13 protein-coding genes are annotated in these 18,405 nt (G+C 64.6%); 6 read left to right on the top strand and 7 right to left on the bottom strand.

Going from position 1 to position 18,405, the window contains the following annotated elements; all coding sequences use genetic code 11:
- Positions 1-147 precede the first annotated feature (147 nt).
- The gene (locus ABIE52_RS10675) at positions 148-750 is read left to right on the top strand and encodes a PPA1309 family protein (protein WP_003942343.1); all 603 of its coding nucleotides are present in this window, start codon (positions 148-150) and stop codon (positions 748-750) included.
- Positions 751-776: 26 nt separating this feature from the next.
- Here ABIE52_RS10675 and ABIE52_RS10680 read toward each other — a convergent pair whose 3' ends face one another.
- The gene (locus ABIE52_RS10680; RefSeq protein WP_058226487.1) at positions 777-1,799 is read right to left on the bottom strand and encodes a YlbL family protein; all 1,023 of its coding nucleotides are present in this window, start codon (positions 1,797-1,799) and stop codon (positions 777-779) included.
- 123 nt (positions 1,800-1,922) lie between these two features.
- Between ABIE52_RS10680 and ABIE52_RS10685 the strand changes: the two genes are divergently transcribed.
- The 3 genes from ABIE52_RS10685 (at position 1,923) to ABIE52_RS10695 (ending at position 5,684) form a co-directional block, all read left to right on the top strand.
- Positions 1,923-3,323 carry a zinc-dependent metalloprotease gene (locus tag ABIE52_RS10685; protein ID WP_003942352.1) on the top strand — a complete coding sequence of 467 codons (1,401 nt, stop codon included), beginning with the start codon at positions 1,923-1,925 and terminating at the stop codon, positions 3,321-3,323.
- Between the two features lie 98 nt (positions 3,324-3,421).
- Complete coding sequence (locus ABIE52_RS10690) at positions 3,422-4,336, top strand: hypothetical protein (protein ID WP_065352234.1); 915 nt, start codon at positions 3,422-3,424, stop codon at positions 4,334-4,336.
- Between the two features lie 4 nt (positions 4,337-4,340).
- Complete coding sequence (locus ABIE52_RS10695; protein WP_192712539.1) at positions 4,341-5,684, top strand: ABC1 kinase family protein; 1,344 nt, start codon at positions 4,341-4,343, stop codon at positions 5,682-5,684.
- Positions 5,685-5,710: 26 nt separating this feature from the next.
- Here ABIE52_RS10695 and ABIE52_RS10700 read toward each other — a convergent pair whose 3' ends face one another.
- Together ABIE52_RS10700 and ABIE52_RS10705 are read right to left on the bottom strand one after the other, a co-directional pair.
- Positions 5,711-6,034 (bottom strand): WhiB family transcriptional regulator, encoded by a 324-nt coding sequence (locus tag ABIE52_RS10700; protein WP_003942321.1) that lies wholly within the window; start codon positions 6,032-6,034, stop codon positions 5,711-5,713.
- A gap of 513 nt (positions 6,035-6,547) precedes the next feature.
- The gene (locus tag ABIE52_RS10705) at positions 6,548-8,686 is read right to left on the bottom strand and encodes an ATP-dependent DNA helicase UvrD2 (RefSeq protein WP_003942300.1); all 2,139 of its coding nucleotides are present in this window, start codon (positions 8,684-8,686) and stop codon (positions 6,548-6,550) included.
- A gap of 103 nt (positions 8,687-8,789) precedes the next feature.
- Between ABIE52_RS10705 and ABIE52_RS10710 the strand changes: the two genes are divergently transcribed.
- On the top strand, positions 8,790-9,047 hold the full coding sequence (locus ABIE52_RS10710; RefSeq protein ID WP_003942350.1) for a mycoredoxin: 258 nt from the start codon (positions 8,790-8,792) through the stop codon (positions 9,045-9,047).
- A gap of 14 nt (positions 9,048-9,061) precedes the next feature.
- Here ABIE52_RS10710 and nudC read toward each other — a convergent pair whose 3' ends face one another.
- Both nudC and ABIE52_RS10720 read right to left on the bottom strand, forming a co-directional pair.
- A complete protein-coding gene (nudC, locus tag ABIE52_RS10715; protein ID WP_007731249.1) occupies positions 9,062-9,961 on the bottom strand; it encodes an NAD(+) diphosphatase in 900 nt (299 codons plus the stop codon).
- Between the two features lie 38 nt (positions 9,962-9,999).
- Positions 10,000-11,067, bottom strand: coding sequence for a potassium channel family protein (locus ABIE52_RS10720; protein ID WP_003942296.1), 1,068 nt, complete (start codon positions 11,065-11,067; stop codon positions 10,000-10,002).
- Positions 11,068-11,223: 156 nt separating this feature from the next.
- On the opposite strand from ABIE52_RS10720, the gene ABIE52_RS10725 reads away from it, so the two are divergent.
- The gene (locus ABIE52_RS10725; RefSeq protein WP_003942341.1) at positions 11,224-11,625 is read left to right on the top strand and encodes a DoxX family protein; all 402 of its coding nucleotides are present in this window, start codon (positions 11,224-11,226) and stop codon (positions 11,623-11,625) included.
- Here the strand turns inward: ABIE52_RS10725 and ABIE52_RS10730 are convergent.
- Both ABIE52_RS10730 and ABIE52_RS10735 read right to left on the bottom strand, forming a co-directional pair.
- Positions 11,622-15,014 (bottom strand): ATP-dependent helicase, encoded by a 3,393-nt coding sequence (locus ABIE52_RS10730; protein WP_065352233.1) that lies wholly within the window; start codon positions 15,012-15,014, stop codon positions 11,622-11,624. The two genes, ABIE52_RS10725 and ABIE52_RS10730, sit on opposite strands and share 4 nt — an antisense overlap.
- On the bottom strand, positions 15,015-18,377 hold the full coding sequence (locus ABIE52_RS10735) for an ATP-dependent helicase (protein ID WP_192712540.1): 3,363 nt from the start codon (positions 18,375-18,377) through the stop codon (positions 15,015-15,017).
- Between the last annotated feature and the right edge of the window lie 28 nt (positions 18,378-18,405).

Here is an 18,405-nt window from a genome sequence, read left to right on the forward strand (position 1 = left end):
CGACGCCGTGGCGTCGCAACCGATTGCATCGATCACTGCGGCCACGCCCGAGTGGACTTGGCCGTTTCCGACCACTCTACGTAACAACGGTCACGGGTTGACAACACGGAGAGCGGGGAGCCGGACAGAAGGTGGGAGGATGAACGCGTGAGTGAAGAGAATATGAGCAGATCACCGAGTGCCCTCGCCCGGTGCGTTCATGAAGTTGTCGACCACATCGACGCCGAAGGCTGGGATCAGCCGCCGAAGCTGTACGCGTTGGTACCCACCGAAATGCTCGCCGCGGCCGAACCCGGACTGCTCGACCAACTCGCCGAGGGCGCCGAATACACACCTATCGAACAGGAATCGCTTCCCGAGGACATCATCGGCGGTTCACGGGCACTCGACGAGTTCCTGGCAACGACGCATTGGCCCGAGTCCGTGCAGGGTTGCATCCTGGTGCAGGAGATCGTCGTCCTGCCGCCCGAGGCGGAATCGGATCTCGACCACGCCACGGCGCCGGTGTTGACCGATCAGCACGCGGCGGACGAAGTCGCTCGACTGACGGCCGACGCGCATCCCGATCGACGCGAGGCTCGACTGTTCGTCGGCGTGCTCCGTGACGGTCCCTCGCTGTCGCTCCTACAGATGCGTCCCGACGAGGATGCGGATCCGTACGGTGACTTGGAACTGCTCACCTACGACGGTCTTGCACCTCACCTCGTGCACGCCCTGTACGCGACGCTCGACGAGGTCGAAGAAGACTGACAGAGTCGTCGGCGGCCAGGCAGCTTTCAGCAGCGGGGTGCGTCGCCACCCGTGTTGAGGCTCTCGAGTGAGTCCACTGCGCCGGGCAGGTTGTCGACCTTGACGAGTCGAAGCCCGTCCGGCGCATTCTGTTTCGCCTCGTCACAGTTCTGGGCCGGCACGAGGAAGGTCTCAGCACCGGCTTCGGACGCGGCGATCAACTTGTACCTGATGCCGCCGATCGGACCGACCTCGCCGTCGGAGTCGATGGTGCCCGTTCCGGCCACGAACTTTCCACCGTTGAGCTCCCCCGGAGTCAGCTTGTCGACCAAGGCCAGTGTGAACATCAGTCCGGCAGAAGGACCGCCGATGTCGGCGAGATTGAACTGCACGGTGAAGGGAACGTCCGGGACCTCGTTGGGTGTGACGCCGAGGTAACCCGATTCGGGCTTGTTGGGCCGCGCCCCGACGGTGACCGGCACCACGGTCTCCACACCCTCACGTAGGACGGTGACGTCGATCGCGGTGCCGGGCGCGATCGCACCGACCGTGTCCTGAACGCCGGTGATGGTGGTTACCGGAGTGTCGCCGATCTTGACCAGGACGTCGCCTTCTTGCAGGGCACCCGCAGCGGGACCGTCCGGGGTCACCTTCGAAACAGTCAGTGACACCGGCTTGCCGAGAAAGTGCAGTGCCGCCAACTCGGCACTGTCCTCGGACTGCTGGAAGTCGGCGGTGTTGGCCTGCTGAATCTCTTCCTTCGACTTCTCGGGTGGATAGATCTCCGAGCGAGGGACGAGTCCGTTGCTGCCACTCGCCCACAGTCCGAACGCTTCGAAGATGTTGAGGCCGTCGCGAACCGACACCGTTGTCATGTTGAGGTTGCCGTCGGTGGGATCGACCTCGGTCCCCTGGATGTCCACGACGGGCTTACCGTCGACGTCGCCGAGCGTGTTGAAGGTGGGGCCAGGACCGAGTGCGACATAAGGAACAGTGACCATTGTTCCGACGACTCCCAACACGACGATGGGTGCGAGTGCGGCCAAGAGCGTCACTATCCGTCGATTCACCTGATCCAGAGTAAAGCGCGAAGGCTCCGGAGCACCGATCGCACCGCCTGAGCGCCGTGCGTGTTCGCCGTCAGCGTGACTCGGAGGGCGACTCCGACCGCTCGAGCCTTGTACCGTTGAGGTATGAGCAATATGCCGTTCGGCTTCTCCAACTCCGACGACGATCCCGATCGCGACAAGAACGCGGCGGGTGGCAATCCGTTCGGGGGTGGTGACATGCCGTTCGGGTTCGGCGCGGGCGGTGAGGGATTCGATCCGGCTCAGCTCGGCCAGATGCTCACCCAGTTCGGGCAGATGCTGAGCGGAATGGGCTCGTCGATGGGCCAGGGCGGTACGTCCGGCCCGGTCAACTACGACATCGCCAAGAAGCTGGCACGCCAACAGATCGGATCGGTCACACCGATCACCGAGGGCAACGTCAAGGCGATCGCCGACGCCGCGCACCTGGCCGAGATGTGGCTGGACGCCGCGACAACGCTCCCTGCCGGAGCGAGCCGCACTCTTGCGTGGACTCCGAACGACTGGCTCGACAACACGATCGACACGTGGAAGCGACTCTGTGATCCGGTGGCCGAGAAGGTAGCGGGCATGTGGGTCCAGGGTCTTCCGGCCGAAGCACAGCAGATGGCTGGCCCGATGCTGGGCATGCTCGGCCAGATGGGCGGACTCGCGTTCGGCTCGCAATTGGGCCAGGCACTCGGCCAACTGTCCACCGAGGTGCTCTCCTCCACTGACATCGGCCTGCCCCTCGGCCCCGAAGGCACCGCGGCCCTTCTCCCGGCTGCGGTTCAGGCTTTCAGTGAGGGTCTCGAACAGCCGCATCAGGAAGTTCTGGTCTTCCTCGCCGCGCGGGAAGCCGCTCATCAGCGCCTTTACAGTCACGTTCCGTGGCTGCGCCAGCGTGTTCTCGCGACAGTGGAGGAATACGCCCGCGGAATCACCATGGACTTCTCGGCGATGGAAGAATTCGCCAAGGACCTCGATCCATCCGCTCTCACCGATCCGAGCAAGCTCGAAGCGCTGATGCAGCAGGGCACGTTCGAGCCGCAGAACACACCGGAGCAGAAAGCCGCTCTCGAACGTCTCGAGACTCTGCTTGCGCTGGTCGAGGGTTGGGTGGAGACGGTCGTCACCGCCGCACTCGGCGAGCGACTGCCTGGTGTTGCCGCGATGAGTGAGACGTTGCGGCGTCGCCGCGCTACCGGCGGCCCCGCCGAACAGACCTTTGCGACGCTGGTCGGACTCGAACTTCGTCCTCGCAAGGTCCGTGAAGCGGCCGGTTTGTGGCAGAAGCTCACTGCGGAAGCCGGTATGGACGTTCGCGACGGCGTCTGGTCGCATCCCGACCTGATGCCCGATTCGAGCGATCTCGACGCACCGGACGGATTTGTCGCCCGTGTCCTCGGCGCCGGCGAAGCCGGTAATTTCGACGACCCGATAGCCCAGCTCGAAGCCGTCGTGGCAAAAGAGCGCGCGGCCGAGGAAGCGATGGACAAGACCCGCGAGGACGACGAAGAGAAGTAATCTCTTCTCGACACATTTTCGCAGATCAGCCGCGATGACGGCCTGTGGATAACTGCCGCTGACGTGGACTCGCCGAGGGCCCGTCGTGCCAGCATCGAATGATGACCGGTCACACACACGACAACACCAGACAAGACAGCACTTCACAGCGATCCGCGGGACCTCGATGGGACCCGCGGATCGCTGTTCTGTCGCGCCCGGATGGTCGACTGCAGCTGGGATGGACCCCCGGACGTGCCGTCCTGCTGACTCTGCCTGTCGGGGTCGACGATCGCGCGGTGAAGTCGATCCTGCGCAAAATGGACGGCTCGAGATCCCGCGCAAACATCCTCTGGGAAGCGTCGAGGCGCGGGATTCCCACATCCGTGACGGAGGAGTTGCTCGAGCAACTCGCCGATTCCGGTTTCGTCCACACTGCCCGCAGAAGCACCGCGACGGTCCGGATTCACGGTGTCGGTCCGCTCTCTGACGCCATCGAGCGCGCACTGGTCACCGGCGGGGTCAGCACGCGTCGCTCGCGCGGGTATCGCAACACCGACGTCGTGCGCACGTGGAACGAACAACTGGTGGTCCTGAGCGACGACGTCGTGACTGATCCTCGTCTGGTCAGCGATCTCGTTCGCTGTGGATTCCCCCACCTTTCCGTCCGCATCCGCGACGGCAACGGTGTGGTCGGTCCTCTTGTCCTGCCTGGTCAGTCGAGTTGCCTGCGGTGCGCAGACATCCTCCGATCCGAACTCGACCCTCATTGGCTTCATCTGTCCGCGCAGCTACTCGGCAGCGCAGGCCACGCGGAATCGGCGATGATCCATGCAAGTGTCGCGCTGGCCCTGGCCGAGATCGACTCCGCATTATCGGAGACAGCGGCGACGCATGCGGCGAGTCTGTCGTCGACGCTCGAGATCGCGCTCCGTCCGTATCGGATCACAACCAGGCGCTGGCCTCGGCAAATATCCTGCAGTTGCCAATACCTGGCACCTGTTTCGGGCAAAGGACGCCCCAGTCAGACATGATGGTGTGGTGTCCGAGATCCCACGCAAGAGTTCTGCCCGTACTGCCAAACTCGCGAGCATCCCCCTGGGGATGGCCGGTCGCGCCGCCATGGGCTTCGGACGCAAGCTCGCCGGCGGCGACAAAGGCGAGATCGACGCGCAGTTGAGCGCGAAGGCGGCCGAGCAACTGTTCGCGGTGCTGGGCGAACTCAAGGGCGGCGCGATGAAGCTGGGCCAAGCGCTCAGCGTCATGGAGGCGGCAATTCCGGAGGAATTCGCCGAGCCATACCGCGAGTCGCTGAACAAGCTCCAGGCCGCCGCCCCGCCGCTGCCGACCAAGCAAGTACACAAGATGCTCGACCAGCAACTCGGAACCAAGTGGCGCGACCGATTCCAGTCGTTCGACGATGAACCGACCGCGTCGGCAAGCATCGGGCAGGTTCACCGAGCCGTCTGGGCGGACGGCCGCGACGTAGCCGTGAAAGTTCAGTACCCCGGCGCCGACGAAGCTCTACGCGCCGATCTCAAGACCCTGGGCAGATTTGCCGGTCTCTTCGGTTCGGTCATGCCCGGTGTCGACGTACGGCCCGTGATCGAGGAGTTCACCGCGCGCACGGAGGAAGAACTCGACTATCGGATCGAGGCGAACAATCAGCGAGCTTTTGCCAACGAGTTCGACGGAGATCCCCAATTCGTGATCCCGCACGTCGTGGCGAGCGCGCCGAAAGTGGTCGTGACCGAATGGATGACGGCAACCCCGTTGACCAGAATCATCGAGAGTGGAACGCCGGAGCAGCGCAATGCGGCCGGTGCACTACTCGCCGAATTCCACTTCGCGTCTCCGGCCCGTGTCGGATTGCTCCACTGTGACCCGCACCCCGGCAATTTCATGCTTCTCGAGGACGGCCGACTCGGCGTCATCGACTTCGGTGCTGCTGCGCCGTTCCCGAACGGACTGCCACGGGTTCTCGGCACGATGGTGCGCTTGGCTGTCGAGGAACAATTCGACGAGTTGACGGAGTTGTTGCGCGCCAACGGTTTCGTGATCCCCGGACGCACGGTGACCGACAAGGAGATCGCGGATTACCTGCGACCCTTCACCGACCCGATCCAGACCGAGTCATTTCACTTCACTCGGGCATGGCTGCAAAAGGCCGCCGGAACCGCCACTGACTTCAACAGTGCGCAGTTCCGAACGGCCCGTGCACTCAACCTTCCGGCCGAGTATTTGATGATCTTCCGTGTTCTTCTCGGTTCGGTCGGCATATGCGCCCAGTTGGACGCATATGCCCCGTACATGGAAATCCTGACTCGTTGGTTGCCAGGGTTCGCGGAGCCGGTTCTGGATGACACCGGCTCCGCCGACTAAGACACCGGCTCCGCCGAATAGGGCTCTCACGCGCACACAAGTTGCTTGCGTGGGCGCCCTCTCGGTCTCTTGCGCGCTATGACGGCCCCCTGATCGAGGATCTCGCCGCCCCACACCCCCCATGGCTCGGCGCGGTCGAGAGCCGCACTGAGACAACGGGAACGGATGGGGCACTGCGCGCACAGTGCCTTGGCCTGCTCGAGTTCGGCCGGAGCTTCGGCGAACCAGAGATCGGGGTTGGATGCCCGGCACGGCAGGTCGCGGCGGGTGGACGCGACCTCGATGAACGTGACTGCAGCCGAAGTGACGTCGGTGGAAGTTACTGCAGTGGTGGAGTTTTCGGATTCCACGCGGATTGTCTGGGCAGACAACTCGGTCTCCTAGTGCTCGGATGCGAAACTGTGTCGCACGATATGGGTTCGATGGGTGCGAACCTGAGCCGAGTCGGAAACCAGATGAAGAGGGCTATCCAACACAAAGGCCACGGTCCGCAGGGGCTGCGGGTCCGTGGCCGTAAGTGAACGGATGTGTCCTACCGAGAAATACCTCGATGGCTTAAGAACACGGACTCGACAGCTGCTTTCTTTGCTGCTGCTTGAGGGCGCAGGCGGAACGCATGCTGCGCCCATCCCGCTGCACGCGGCAGCATGGGGGCGGCAACAGCGAACTTTGCGCTTGCGCACGCTTCGTAAGAGATCAAGTTCGTCATTTTTTTGCCACCTCCATTTCGTGTCGGTCCGGATAGTTTCTGCGCACAGGTTGCCCCGTAACACTGAAAACCAGAGTAGAGAATCTGCCGAATCTGCACAACCTATTTTTGACCTGCGGTTATGTAACTCACCGTTGTCGATTCGGATGTGTTGTCAGATATCGAGTGTTGCCGCACGCAGTTCGCCGCGAATGACAGCTAGTACGTCTTCCCCGAAGTTGTCGAGTTTCTTCGGCCCGATTCCAGGGATCGAAACCAGTCCACGATTGTCTTGTGGTCGTTGTTCGGCAATAGCCATCAATGTGTTGTCACTGAAGACGACATAGGCCGGAACTTTGAGTTCTCGGGACTTGTCCAGACGCCAGGCCTTGAGGTGCTCGAGCAATTCCAGGTCGACATTGGACGGGCATTTTTCGCAGCGCCCGAGCATTGTCGCCGACGTCCCGATCAACGGTTTGCCGCAGACGCGGCAGCGCGGACGCTTCTTGTTCCCCGACGACGGCGCGGCAACGCGCGAAGCCGGTGAGTCCTCGGGGATGAGCCCGTTGAGGAACCTCGACCGGCGACGGGACTTGCGTCCCCCCTCATTGCGGGCCAATGCCCACGACAGCTGCAGATGCTCGCGAGCGCGAGTAACCCCCACGTAGAGAAGCCGACGCTCCTCCTCCACCGCGACGTCGTCGGCGCCCGAATTGGCGTCGCCGAGAACGTGTTGGATAGGCAGGGTGCCGTCGTTGAGGCCGACCAGGAACACCGCATCCCATTCGAGCCCCTTGGCCGCGTGGAGGGAGGCCAGCGTCACACCTTGCACGGTCGGTGGGTGCCGCGCCTCGGCTCGGGCCGTGAGCTCCTGTAGAAGCCCGGTGAGCGTCAGTTCAGGTTCGTGGACAAGTTGTTCTTCGGTGAGCGCCACGAGAGCCGAGAGCGACGCCCAGCGCTCGCGTGCCTGAGTACCCGAAGGCTCTTCGTTGGTCAGGCCGAGCGGCGCGAGCACAGCGCGGACGAGTGAGACCAGCGCTTCGCCGTTGTCTGCACCTTCGGGGAGGTCGTCGCGTCCAGCTGCCTGACGCAGCGCTGCCACCGCCTGACGTACCTCGGTGCGAGTGAAGAAGCCCTCTCCACCGCGCACCTGGAACGGAATGCCCAGCTTCGTCAGGGCCTGCTCGTGCGCCTCCGACTGAGCATTGATCCGGTACAGAACAGCGATCTCGGCCGCAGGGGTGCCTGCCGCGATCAGCCGTTTGATCGCCCGCGCAACGCCGAGTGCTTCGGCCGGCTCGTCGTCGAACTCCATGAACTCCGGCTCAGGCCCCGGCGCGCGTTGCCCGATCAGCTGCAGACGCGTCCCGGCGATCCGCCCGCGCGCGGCACCGATCACGCGGTTCGCCAACGACACGACCTCAGGGGTGGAGCGGTAATCCCGTTCGAGCCGAACGACGGTCGCTTCGGGGAATTTCCGGGAGAAGTCCAACAGATAGTTGGGGGTGGCTCCGGTGAAGGAGTAGATGGTCTGATTCGCATCGCCCACCACGGTCAGATCGTCTCGGTCGCCCAGCCAGGCGTCGAGCACACGCTGCTGCAGTGGGGTGACGTCCTGATACTCGTCCACGACGAAGCAGCGATACCGCTCGCGGAACTCGTCGGCGACTGTCGAATGCTCTTCGAGAGCTGCCGCCGTGTGCAGTAGGAGATCGTCGAAATCAAGCAGCATGCCGTCCTGGCCGCGTGCTTTCAGCTCTTCGTATGCGGCATACACCTGGGCCACCTTGGTGGCATCGACCGGTGCCTCACGGCGAATCTTGGCGATCGCGCGTGGGTAATCCTCCGGCGCGATCAGCGACGCCTTCGACCACTCGATTTCACTGGCGAGGTCGCGGACGCTTTCCGTGCTGGTGGACAATCCCACCCGGGCTGCGGCACTGCTGACAACGGCGAACTTTCGGTCCAGCAGACGCCACGGCGTGTCGCCGACAACCTGCGGCCAGAAGTACTTCAGTTGACGGAGAGCAGCAGCGTGAAAAGTTCGAGCCTGCACCTGCGGCCCACTCCCGCCGACGCCCAGCTCACGGAGACGTCCACGCATTTCCCCGGCCGCACGAGCGGTGAACGTCACGGCAAGCACCTGACCGGCCGACACGTGACCGTCGGCAACCAGATGAGCGATCCGGCGCGTGATGGTGCGGGTTTTGCCTGTTCCAGCGCCCGCGAGGACACATACCGGGCCGCGTGGCGCGAGCACGGCGGCCGATTGTTCTGGATCCAGTCCGGTGTCCGCAGGCATGGGGACCATCATGGCAGGACGTTCCGACACTCCATTCGCCGCGCCCGACGGTATGTGGGCAAGAGAACACGGGCCGATACGGAACAACGCTCTCGGTCGTGGTGTTATATCGGCCGTGACTTCTACCGAAAATGCGCCTGCCCTGACCATCTACTCGACCACGTGGTGCGGCTACTGCCGTCGCCTCAAGACGCAGCTCAACGCGTCGGGGATCGAGTACACCGAGATCGACATCGAGAACGATCCGGCAGCAGCCGATTTCGTCGGCAGCGTCAACGGTGGCAATCACGTCGTTCCGACCGTGAAGTACGGCGACGGCAGCGTTGCGACCAACCCGTCGCTCAACCAGGTCAAGCAGGCTCTGGGTCTGTAGACCTTCTCCGGCTGCTACTTGACCCAGCTCTCGAGCATTCCGCGAGCGATGGAGATCGACCCGGGCAGCAGCAGTGGCGCGTCCGCTTCCGAACCCCAGTCGCCGAGTTCGAGAGCGGCGCGCACCTCGTCCTTCGTGAACCAGGTGCCCTCGGCGATCTCGCCGTCCGCGAACAGCAGCGGAGCGGCGGGGTCGCCGATTGCGGCGAAGCCCAACATCACCGAGCGAGGGAACGGCCAGGGCTGGCTCCCGAGGTATCGAACGCTGTGCACGTCGATACCGACTTCTTCCTTGATCTCGCGGACAACACACGTTTCGAGTGACTCCCCGGCCTCGACGAATCCCGCGAGAATCGAGAAACGGCGCTGCGGCCAGGTCGGCTGACGCGCGAGTAGAACTCGATCGCCGCCGTCGTGCACCAGGCAGATGACCGCCGGATCCGTTCGGGGAAACTCCTCGTGGCCGGTGGACGTGGAAATGCGTGACCAGCCGGACATCGTGGGTTCACTCGGTGCGCCGTCGATAGCGCTGAATCCGGCACTGTCGTGCCAGTTGAGAATCGCGACGGCACCGGTCAACAAACCGGCGTCCGCGTCGTCGAGTGTTCCGCCGAGCATCCGCAATTCAGACAAAGTGCCCGCCAGCAGCGACACCCGCACCGCCCAGACGTGGCGATTCTCCCGAATTCCCAGGAAGACCGCGCCGCGCACCGGTTCGGGCCCCAACTCGGTTGCCTCGGCGAAGACCAATTGACCTTCCGGCGACACCTTGACCTGACCCCGTGAATTCACACGGAGGAGCAGTGCGTCCGCCCAACCCGTCGTCAGTGCAGCGGCGTCCGACCGCAATTCCTCGGCGCGGCCGACGCTCGAGCGTGAGAGCAGAGGTGTTTCGGTCAGCTGGAAGTCGTTCACGCTCACGACATTACTGCGCGCACGAAGCTCGGTAACACTCAGTTCGTGACGCGGCGAATGTAGAGCAGTCGATCGTTCTCCTCGACGGCGTCCACCTCGGGTGAACCGACGCGAACCAGACGGCCGTCACGAACGACCCCGAGCACGATGTCGGAGAGATGACGCGGAGAGCCGCCGACCTCGTCGCGCTCGACGGCACGCTCGGCAATCGCGAATCCGGCCTCCGGAGTCAGCAGGTCTTCGATCATCTCCACGACGGTCGGCGTCGTGGTCGCGATGCCGAGGAGTCGACCCGCCGTCTCCGAGGACACGACGACGGAGTCTGCGCCGGACTGACGCAGAAGATGCGCGTTGTCGGCTTCACGGATGGCTGCGGCGATCTTGGCTTTCGGCGCGATTTCGCGGGCTGTCAGCGTCACGAGCACTGCGGTGTCGTCACGGTTGGTTGCCACGATGATCGACGACGCATTCTGCGCACCTGCCAACCGAAGTACGTCCGATTTCGTCGCCGAACCGAATACCGTCACCAGGCCTTTGCTCGCCGCCGAATCGAGGACGGTCTGATCGGTGTCCACGACCACGATCTCCGACGCCGGTACACCGTCACCGAGCATTGCTTCGATTGCCGTCCGCCCCTTGGTCCCGTATCCGACGACGACGGTGTGATTACGCACGTGCTGCCTCCAACGCTGAATTTTGAACGCCTGACGCGAACTCTCGGTCAGAGCTGAAAGTGTGGTTCCGACCAACACGATCAAGAAGAAGATCCGAAGTGGCGTGATCAACAGGACGTTGACCAGGCGCGCCGACGGCGTGAACGGAGTGATATCGCCGTAGCCGGTGGTCGAGAGCGAAACCGTCGCATAGTAAATGCAGTCGAGCAGCGACAGCTCGTTGTCCTGTGCGTCCCGGTATCCCGCGCGATCGATGTACACGATCAACACGGCGGCGCCGAGAGCACCCAACGCGATGAGAACTCGCTTGTAGATGGCCCGCGCCGGACTTGTCTGTAGCTGGGGAATGCGCAGCACCCCGACAAGGGCGAAGTCAGGCTGATCGGTCAATGCTTCCGACCTGGTCAAACGCGCCCGGAGCTTACCGGCCATACATCGACTCTCTCACTCGAACTTACGAAATACCTACACGGACATCGGCAGGCAGCGTAACCCTCGAAGATCGACTTCGGAACTCGGGCGCCGAATAGCGCGCGGGTCGTGGCGCCGGTAGTGGCAAGAAGGTCCACCGTGAGGCAGGCTGGGCAAATGCCTTTCACCGGTTCGACGTCCACTCCCAGCCAAGCGGCCGCTCTTCGTTTGTCGGCCCTCCTTCTCGGCGCCGGCACCATGCATTTCGTGGCGCCTTCCTTCTTCGACAGCACCGTTCCCCGCCAGCTTCCCGGACAGGCCCGCACCTACACCCAGGTGTCCGGCGTCGCGGAACTGGCGATCGGCGCTGCCTTGGCCGTGCCGAAGACCCGCAAGCTCGGCGCGGGCCTTGCCGCCGCGCTCTTTGTCGCCGTGTTCCCCGCCAACATCCAGATGGCGATCGACTGGTGCCGAAGCCCGAAGACGTCCACACCGCAGAAGATCGGTTCGATCGCACGTCTTCCCCTGCAGGTTCCGCTGGTGACCGAAGCACTCAAGGCTCGTCGAAACGCAAGCTAATCTTGCGCGCCTGCCGTTCGGATGAGGCGAGCGAGAGCCTCACCGTCCGGCAGGTTCTCGGGTGCGATGGTGCGACCCGATCGAACGTAGTGAAACGCCGCCCGCACCTTGTCGGCCGGAAACTGTTCGTTGCGCCCCGCCGAACGGGCTCTGGCCGACATCAATTCGGCCCAGGCCACCCGATACGCGGCCAACTGCATCACAACAGCGTCCTCGTTAGCGGCCGACGGTTCGGCACCGGTCTTCCAGTCGATCACCGTCCATCCGCCGTCGGGATCGGCGAACACAGCGTCGATCCGACCGCGGAGAACCGTTCCGGCAATGGATGTTTCGAAAGGAACTTCCACTTCGATCGGGCTGCGATTGGCCCACGGGGACCGCAGGAACGCATCCTGAAGTTTCACCAGATCGGTCTCGGGACCCGCGCCGGTATCCGCGGCGCCGGGTAGTTCGTCGAGATCCAACAGTCGGGTCGCACCGAACCTTCGCTCGATCCAGGCGTGAAAAGCCGTGCCGCGCCGAGCGAGCGGGTTCGGTGGGTACGGCAGTGGTCTACGCAGCCGTGCCGCGAGTTCATCCGGATCTGCCTTGAGGTCGACGAGCTGAGTCACCGAAAGCTGCGCCGGGAGAATCACTTCGGCACGCGCGTTTGCCCGGGCTTCGCGCTCGGCCAAGAGCACGTCGACGTCCGAGGCCCAGTTCTCCGGATCGTCCTCCGGTTCTTCCGCCTCTTGGCTGTCTTGCGGCAGCGAAGCAAGTGCGGACAGGACGCTTGCGGCTCCGGCCTCGACCGCGCCGCGCCGCGCACCCAGCGGATCCGGCGGCCACTGCGCCGTACGGGGCGTGGCGGCCAACGGGTTCTCGGTGTCAGGTTCCGGTGCAGGCGCCCACTCCTCCACGACGCCGATCGCACCGCGCGAGTCTTCCTCATCGGCATCGTTTTCGGCCGCGACCATCTGATGCAGCTCGTCCAGGAACTCCGAAGGCCCCTTCGGTTCCGAACCGGATTCCGCCCAGTGATGCGCCGAGATGAACAGCGCCCGTTCGGTTCTGGTCAGCGCGACGTAGAACAGTCGCCGGTCCTCGTCCAGTCGACGGTTGGACAAGGCCTTCTTGTGCGCCGTGATCGCGTTCTCGAGGTCCTTGCGGTTGTAGAGCTCCTCGAGGTCGAGCACCGGAACTCCGTCGGCCGAATCCGCGTCGACGGCCCGGTCCCCACGCAACGACGGTGGCAGTTCGGCGAGCGCCCCGAGCCACGATCCGGACGCGGTGGTCGAGGGGAACACCCCGTCGCTGACATGCGGGATCGCCACTACTTCCCATTCGAGCCCCTTCGCCGAGTGCACGGTCAAGATCTGCACGCGATCCGGCGCCACCTCCACTTCGCCCGGAGTGAGGCCCTTTTCGATCTGTTCGGCGGCCGCGAAGAATGCGAGCATCCCGGGCAGATTGGCTGTTGGACGCGTCGCGTAATTGGCGACGACGTCGGCAAATGCGTCGAGATGCTCGCGGCCCGCGGTCCCGACGACACCGACTCGAGTTCGCGCGCCTGCCTCGATTCCGATACCGAGCACCCGCTCGACCTCCGCCACCAGTTCGGTGAGCGGCTGGCCGATACGTTCGCGCAACGACGCCAATTCTGCCGCTATCGCGTTGATGCGTGTGTACCCGAGAGCTGAATAACGTTCTGCCGGGCCTGGATCGGAGATCGAATCGACCAATCCTGCTTGCTCGGCGTTCTCCCCCGGCAGCGCGTCCTGAACTGCCGAGGTGAGCGCCTCGGCGTCGGTGACCGCACCCGCTGTTCCGTATCCGGCGGAGATGGCAAGTTCGCGGGAGCGTTGCGAGAGTGCGGCGAGGTCCTTCGCGCCGATCTGCCATCTCGCTCCGGTGAGCAGCCGAACGGCGGCGCTGCCCGCCAGCGGATCGGCGACCACTCGGAGCATGGCGATCACGTCCGCCACCTCGGGTGTGTGCAGGAGCCCACCGAGTCCGACCACTTCGACCGGCAGACCTTTGGACCGCAAAGCCTCGGCCAGCGGGGCAGCATCGGCGTTGCGGCGGATCAACACCGCTGCCGTGGGCGTCGGGCGGTCTTCGGCACGTGCCGCCTCGTATTCTTCGGCGATCTTCTCCGCAACCCACTGACGTTCCTGTTCGACGTCTCCCAGCAGCGCCAGTCGAACGTCTCCGGCGACGGCTCCCGGCCGCGCACGAAGTGTGCTGACGGCCACACCGCGTCGGCGCAACGGTGCCGACGACAGGTTTGCCAATTCGAGAGCCTCCGGCGGGTTACGCCAACTGGTGAGCAGTTCGAGCGTCGGAGCCGGCTTTCCGTTGGCAAGCGGGAAGTCGGTTGCAAACCGTGGCAGGTTGGCCGCCGACGCGCCTCGCCAACCGTAGATCGACTGCATCGGATCGCCGACGGCTGTCAGCGCCAACCGGCCGTCGGCTCCCCCGCCGAACAACGAGGACAACAACACTCGCTGAGCGTGACCGGTGTCCTGGTACTCGTCGAGAAGAACTACCCGAAAGCGCTCACGCTCGGTTTGCCCGACCTCGGGATGTTCGGAGGCGACACGGGCCGACAGCGACATCTGGCTGCCGAAATCCAATGCGCCTTCACGCCGCAGCGTCTCACCCAGCCGGGCAACGAGGGGCAGTAGCTCGATGCGTTTGTGTTGCACATCAAGGTAATTCAACAGCTCTTTGCTCGGCCCACCCCGCTGTTTCGGACCGGCGGGCAGAGTGTGAATCAGCTTGTCCAACTCGGTGTGAGCCTCGAGCAACTGCTCGGGGTCGACCAGGTGCTCCGCCAACTGACCGGCAAGGGCCAGAACGGTTTCGGTGATGGACCCCGGATTCTTGTCGGTGTCCAGATCACTGTCCCAGCCACTCACGACGCGGTGCGCAACCTGCCACAGTTCGGTCTCGGACAACAGCGTCGCCGAGGGTTCGATCGGCAACAGCAGTCCGTGCTCGGACAGCAACCGTCCCGCGTAAGCATGGTAGGTACTGACTTCGGGTTCCCCGGCCAGAATCCGGGAACGCACTCCGCCGGTCGGGTCGAGTGCCCGCAAAACGTCCGAACCCGCCAGTCGCGCCAAGCGCTTGCGGATTCGCGACGTGAGCTGTTGTGCCGCTTTGCGCGTGAAGGTCAATCCGAGAACGGCCTCGGGATCGACGAAGCCGTTGGCCACCAGCCACACGACGCGAGCAGCCATCGTCTCGGTCTTACCGGCACCGGCACCGGCGACGACCAATGTCGGACCGAGCGGTGCGGCGATGACTGCCGCCTGTTCCGGCGTCGGCGGGTGTTGACCGAGCGCGACCGCCAGGTCGACAGGATCGATCTTCGGTCGGCGTGCCTTCTGCGTCGCGGCAGCCACTTAGTTACTCACCTGTCGTCCCTCGTCGTGTGCCGGGCAACTCGAGCGCACCGGGCAATGTCTACATCCGTCGTTGACCCTGGCCAGATACTGCGGCCCTTGGGTCGCTGCCGCTGCGTTGTGGATGACGTCTCGCCACATCTCGACGGCTTCGGCCGTCAGCGGCGGCTGAACTCGCTGCGCCGCACCGTCTTTCTTGTTGGACTTGGCCACGAATACCAGGCGTGCACCGCCGGGTTGTGTGGCCGGTTCGCCGGCAATCGCACCTTCGGACGCTGCGACCTGGTACGCCGCCAACTGCGCGTGAGATTGCGCGGCCTCGTTGCTGACAGGGTTTCGCGCAGTCTTGACGTCGACAACCACCGGACGGCCTTCGGTGTCGCGCTCGAGCCGGTCGATCCGGCCACGAAGCTTGACCGCGGGCGCTCCCTCCTCACGTGGTTCGAGGACCCCCTCGACCGCGACCTCGACGCCGACTTCGGTCAGTTCGCCGCGAGTTGCGTTCATCCAGGCGGTGAACGTCGCCAGCATCTCCCGAGTTCGATTGAGTTCGCGGCGCGAGTACCACTGCGATCCCAGATCGATGGATTCCCAGGCATTTTCGAGTGCCTTCTCGACCTGATCCGGTGGAATCCGGCCGGCCAATGCCTGCACCAAGGTATGGACCAGCGTACCGGCGATCGCATGAGTGTTGTCTCCGTCGCTGCCGCCATGACGCTCGAACACCCATCGGAGAGGGCATGTTTCGAGAAGCTCGATGGTGGACGGCGATAGTGAAACCGGTCCGTCCTCGGGCTGCCACATGGGAGCAGCGGTACTCGGCTCGGCTGTGCCGTACCACTGATCCGGGTGCGCGCCGCGTACCCCGGCAGCAGCCAGACGTGCCAACTGGCGAGCGGCCCGGGAATGCTTCTCGGGGTCGAAATGCGCGATGTCGGGATCACACACGACGCTGCGAAGCTGTGCGACCAGTGCAGGCAGCGACAGAACCCGGGTATCCCCGGTCTCGGGTGCAACGACGTCGAGATCGGAGGACGGATCGTCCGAGTACACGTCACCACGGATCAATTCGTCCACGAACCGCGAAGGCACCAAGTCGGTGTCCCCCGAAGCCGATTCGACTGCGGTGATCAGCAGACGGCGACGAGCACGGCTACAGGCAACCAGGAACAACCTGCGTTCTTCGGCCAGAAGCGGTGCGGTTCGCGAGAGTCGTTCGGCAGCCGAGTCACTGCCGTCGGAGACTCCGTTGACCAGGTCGATCAGCGCTTCGGTACGCAGTAGCGATCCGCGTGCCCGCAAACTCGGCCAGAGTCCCTCCTGCACACCCGCCACCGCCACGACCGCCCATTCGCGACCCGCCGCGGCGTGAGCGCTGACCACGGTGACGGCGTCGGGAGTGATGACCGACCGGCTCCGCGAGTCGGTCGGTATCTCCTGGCTGGTCAAGTAGTCGACGAAACCGGCGAGTTGCGAACGCGGCAACCGGTCGACGTAGTTGGCGGCCGCGTCGAAAAGTGCGACGACTGCGTCGAGGTCTCGATCGGCCTGTGAGCCGATAGGTCCGCCGCGCGCCGACGCAGCCGCCCAGCGTCGTTCCAGCCCCGTCGCCTGCCATGCTGCCCACAGAACTTCTTCGACCCCGAGACCTCGCTCGAGAGGCACTCGGGCCTTGCGAAGGACCGACAGCACGCGATTGAGTGCCGCAGCTTCGACGTCTGTCAACTTGCCCATCAGGCGCTTGGACTGCGCACGATCCTCGTCGATCAGAATGAGCCGCAACAACTCCGAGGAGTCCCGATCACTTCCCGATGCCAACTCGACCCGGCGCAGGCCACGACGCAACCGGCGCAGGGTGACCGGCTCGGCGCCGCCGATGGGACCGGCCATCAGGGCAAGCGCGTCGTCGCCGGTGAACTGATCGCCGCCAAGCGCCCGAAGGACCAGCAGCAGGCCGGACACTCCGTGTTGCCTGGCCAGCGGCAATTCGGTGGCAGCGGTCGTGACGGGTACCCCGGCCGCGAGCAGGGCTCGCCGGAGAGGGGCGAGAGTGCGCGGGACCGACCGGACGATGACGGCCATGTCGGACCACGCAATCCCGTCCAGCAGATGCGCCCGGCGCAAGGTATCTGCGACGACTGCCGCTTCTTTGGCCGTCGTACCGAGAACCCGCACCGACGCCCGCCCCGGGTCCTCATCGGTGAGATCGGATGGAACCGCGATGCGATGAGCGAGGTTGCCGGGCAGCCGCGCAGCGATCTTGGCCGCGATCGACGCGACGTCGGCGTTGTTGCGAAACGTGGTGGGCAGGACGATCTGGCGCTCGTCTCCGCGCTCGGCGAGTCCGAGTAGGAACGCCGAATCCGCACCGCGGAACCCGAAGACCGACTGATCGGGATCACCGGCGATGACCGTGCCCGCAGTTGCGGTTCCGATCAGCCGAACCAGCTGCGCCGCCTGCGGATCCAGATGTTGTGCGTCGTCGACGAGTAGGTGCCGGATCCGAGCGCGCTCGGAGCGAAGCAATTCGGGATCGGTGGCGAACGCGGTCAATGCCGCACCGATCAACTCGGCCGCGTCGAGTGCCGGCGCCGTCGCCTCCGGAGCCTCGACACCGACACTGCCGCGTAGCAGCACGCCTTGTTCGTAGGCCTCGGCGAACCGCCCGGCCGCCACCCACTCCGGACGTCCACGCTTCTTGCCGAGCTTGACCAGATCTTCGGGGCCGAGTCCGCGCTCGTTCGCTCGCAACATCAGATCTCGAAGTTCGACGGCAAAGCCGTTCAAACCCAATGCGGGTCGCAGGCGCTCCGGCCACCGGAGCGCACCGTCTTCTATGTCGCCGCGCAACATCTCTCGGAGCACCGAGTCCTGCTCGGCGCCGGTGATCAAGCGTGGCGGCGCGTTGCCGTGCGCTGCGGCTTGAAGCCGGAGTACGGCAAAGGCGTACGAGTGAACGGTGCGGACCAACGGCTCACGAGTTGCCTGCGGTCCGCGTTCTTGTTCGTACCCGAGCAACCCGGCCGTGATCTGCTCGCGGACCTGCGTCGCTGCCCGGCGCGACTGGGTGAGCACCAGGACCGATTCAGGATCTTCGCCACCGGAGATCTTCTGCACTGCCAGATCCACGAGAAGGGACGTCTTGCCCGTTCCGGGGCTGCCGAGTACCTGCCAGGGACTCCAGGCGGCCCCCGAGCCGAATGAAACAGGGCCGAACGCGAGTTGGAACGGATCCTCGGACGGCGGCGCGAACAGCCGGGCCGTCCCGTCGTCCCACGTTCGGGGTATCGGAGACGGCGCAGTTCGGTGCACCAACCGCGCCCGCGGAATGGTGACCTTGCTGCGTGTTGCCGTCTCACTCACCCAGGCATTCCACCAGAGCGCACCGACA

This window comes from Rhodococcus sp. OAS809 (genome assembly GCF_040546695.1).
Classification (GTDB): Bacteria; Actinomycetota; Actinomycetes; order Mycobacteriales; family Mycobacteriaceae; genus Rhodococcus_F; species Rhodococcus_F qingshengii.